This window comes from uncultured Anaerococcus sp., assembly GCF_963510575.1.
GTDB lineage: Bacteria > Bacillota > Clostridia > Tissierellales > Peptoniphilaceae > Anaerococcus.
Window position 1 is genome coordinate 1 of the sequence record NZ_CAUPFR010000143.1, and the last position, 3,250, is coordinate 3,250.

2 protein-coding genes and 1 pseudogene are annotated in these 3,250 nt (G+C 32.9%); all 3 read right to left on the reverse strand.

Annotated features, from left to right (window positions below):
• Positions 1-1,769 (reverse strand): annotated as a pseudogene (locus tag RQ907_RS08235) (ABC transporter permease); the annotation flags it as partial.
• A 1-nt stretch (position 1,770) separates the two neighbouring features.
• Positions 1,771-2,472, reverse strand: coding sequence for an ABC transporter ATP-binding protein (locus RQ907_RS08240; protein WP_311492891.1), 702 nt, complete (start codon positions 2,470-2,472; stop codon positions 1,771-1,773).
• A gap of 74 nt (positions 2,473-2,546) precedes the next feature.
• Positions 2,547-3,250, reverse strand: a 704-nt coding sequence (gene thyX, locus RQ907_RS08245) for an FAD-dependent thymidylate synthase (protein ID WP_311492892.1), incomplete at its 5' end; no start/stop codon positions are given.

Here is a 3,250-nt window from a genome sequence, read left to right on the forward strand (position 1 = left end):
ATAGCTACCATATAAAAGAATACTGGAAATACCTTTGAAAGTGAATCCATATTTAAGGAATTTTTATAATAAGTGTCTATACCTTGGTTATCAAAAATAGTTTCAACATCATATTCAGGATCCCTGAGTTTTACCAAGGCTTCCTTATTATCTGATATTTTCTTTTTCCCGTCTTGGATTTTTTCCTCTGCTTCCGTCTTCTTTTCAGCAAATTCCTTTAGCCCCTTTTCATAATCAGCCTTTGATGAAACTAGCTTTTTATAAGCTTCTTCTAATTTTCTCTTGCCAGCTTTTTTATTAAAGGCTAGCTTATCTCTTCCTTCGTAGTACTTTGTCCATCCTTGGTTGATTTCCCTTTGATTTTTATCAATTTCTGCTGGGCCAGTCTTGAGTTTTGCAAGACCTTCTTGTTTTTTAGCTTCGAATTCTGCCTTGGCCTTATTATATTCAACAAATCCTTTATTTATTTCTGCCTCTTTAGCCTCAATTTCTTTAAGCCCTGAAATAAGTGGAGCTTTTTCTTGGTCAATTTTCGCCTTGAATTCTTCTTCACTTGGCATATTGGATAATGAATCTAAATCACCAGTTCTTTGCTTTAGCAAGGCTTCTTTTTTTTCATTTGCTGCCTTATCTATAGCATCAAGGCCATTTTGAATTTCTATTTTTTTCTCTTCAATTTGACTTTTACCAGCATTTAATTCCTCTAGTTTACCTTCCAGCAGTTTTTCAGTTTCTGGGATTTGCTTCTCATAATCTTCTTTAGAATCAGTCAAGGTTTTTTTAGCATCTTCTAATTTAACTTGACCATCTTCTAATTTTTTTCTTGATTTAACAAGTTCATATTCCCCATCTCTGATTTTTTTCTCAAAATCTTGCTTGTTATTTTCATATTTTTTAAAACCATCGTCTAGCTTCTTTTTAGCTTCTTTTAAGTCTTTTTCTGTATTTGTCAGCTTATTTTCTGCTTCATTTATGTCAACTTCTGCATCTGATATCTTATCATTAGCTTCGGTTTTGATTTTTTTAAGAACTTCCTTAGGTCTCAGATAAATGTCGTCTTCTATTTTTTCTTTTTTTTCTTCAATAAAACCTATATACTTATCACCTGTTTTATCCATTTCAGATGAATTTTTATATGAAATATTAACTTCATTGAATTTTTCGCTTTTAAAATTATCATAAGCTACAAAGCCAAAACCTTCTATTTCTTTTTTACCAAGAGGAGATAGGTCTCGCATATCTTCCATAAATTTTTCGCTTGTTGTAAAAAATCCTACAAGCTTAAAAGAAGTATTTTTTATCTTAGAATTTTCTTTTTGGTCATCATTTATATAAGAAAGCTTTATTTCATCGCCAATTTTATAATACTTTTCAAGCGCTTTATCCAGGATGATTTCTCTATCATTTTTAATTAGGGATCCCTTTATGAGCTTCATTTTCTCAAAAGTTTTATCATAGGATTTTAACCTGATTATTTTTTCACCATCCATTAAATCTACAGATTTAATATAGGATATATCTTCAATATCCTTATCATTATCTAAGAGAATTTTATCCTCATAATCCATTGGATAGGTAGATTTTACAATTATATCAGGATGATGGTATGTATTTAAAGATTCTTTTAGACTTTTGCGCATAGATGGCCCAGTGAGGTTTAAGGCTACTATTACCATTGTGGCAAGCCCAACCATGACCCCTATTGAAAATACCTTTCCCTTTGTTTTTTTTATATCTCTTAGGATATTTTTTATATAAGTCTTGTTCATACTACCACTCGAGTTCTTCCACAGAAACAGGCTTATCATTGGTATATGCTTTTAAAATTCGACCATCTTTTAGCTCTATAACCTCATCTGCCATTGGTTTTATCAAAGAATTGTGAGTTATTATTATAACTGTCGAATTAAACTTCCTCGATGCATCTTGGAGGAGTTTTAAGATATTTTTACCAGTTTTATAATCGAGAGCGCCTGTTGGTTCATCACATAAGAGTAATTTGGGATTTTTGGCCAAAGCTCTAGCAATGGCTACCCTCTGTTGTTCTCCACCAGAAAGTTGGGAAGGAAAGTTCCCTTCTCTTTTTCCTAAGCCAACTTGGGTTAAAACCTCATCTGCATTTAATGATTCGCTTGAGATTTCACTGGCAAGTTCCACATTTTCGAGGGCTGTTAGATTTGGAATTAGGTTGTAATGTTGGAATACAAAACCAACATCATCTCTTCGATATTTTGTTAGATCATTTTCATTAAGCTTGCTAAGGTTTTTCCCATCAATAAAAATATCTCCACTAGTAGCTTGCTCCATCCCACCTATAATATTTAAAAGTGTTGTTTTACCAGCTCCTGACGCTCCAACTATTATTAAAAGTCTACCCTTATCCAGATTAAAACTTATCCTATCATTAGCAAGGATTTCAGACTGACCTGATTTATATTTTTTGCTAACTTCATTTAATTCTATATAAGACATAGAAACCTCTTCTTTCTTTATTCTTATTTTTTATTTATACCCATTTTGGGGCAAAATAAAAGAGCCTTTGGCCCTTATATATTTTTAAATTTTTCCCTAACTTCCATTATTTTTCCGCAAGTCATTTTTCCCTCGGGACAAGGACCCGACACACAAGATGGGCCTGCTGATGCAAAGACACTTGGATATATATCTTTAACTAATTTTACCATCTGATCTGACATCTCCCTTATCTCCCACTGGGCTCTGTTACAGGATCTGAGATTAAAAAAATGAAGGAGAGTTCTTGCATTCATAGTGAAAACTATTTTGGTTTCACAAGCATTTGGAAAAACATATCTGGCATCTTCTATAGCCATCTTAGTAGCCTTTCTTTTTGCAGATTTTTCATCTTCACCCTTATTAATTAAATCTTCATAGTGTTTTTTACTAAGAATTTCTGCAAGCTTATCATAAGCTTCTTGATCTTTTTCCATTGTCTCTATAAAAATTTTTCTCGCTTCAAGGTTTTCCTTTATATGAGGAGGAATTATATATTCAAACCCATCTAATTTTACATATCTTTGGGACTGCTGGGAATAAGAAGCAAGCCTATGGCGAACAAGTTGGTGGGTTAAGGTTCTTGAAACCCCCTCAACTGCAAAGGTAAAGGAAATGTGCTCAATTGGACTTAGGTGTCCAAGACTTGCTAGCATTTTTACATATTTTGCAATAGATTCTGGGTCTTGTTTTTTAGAAATCTCCTCTACTCCAACTGGAGAATAGCACAATTTCCCAG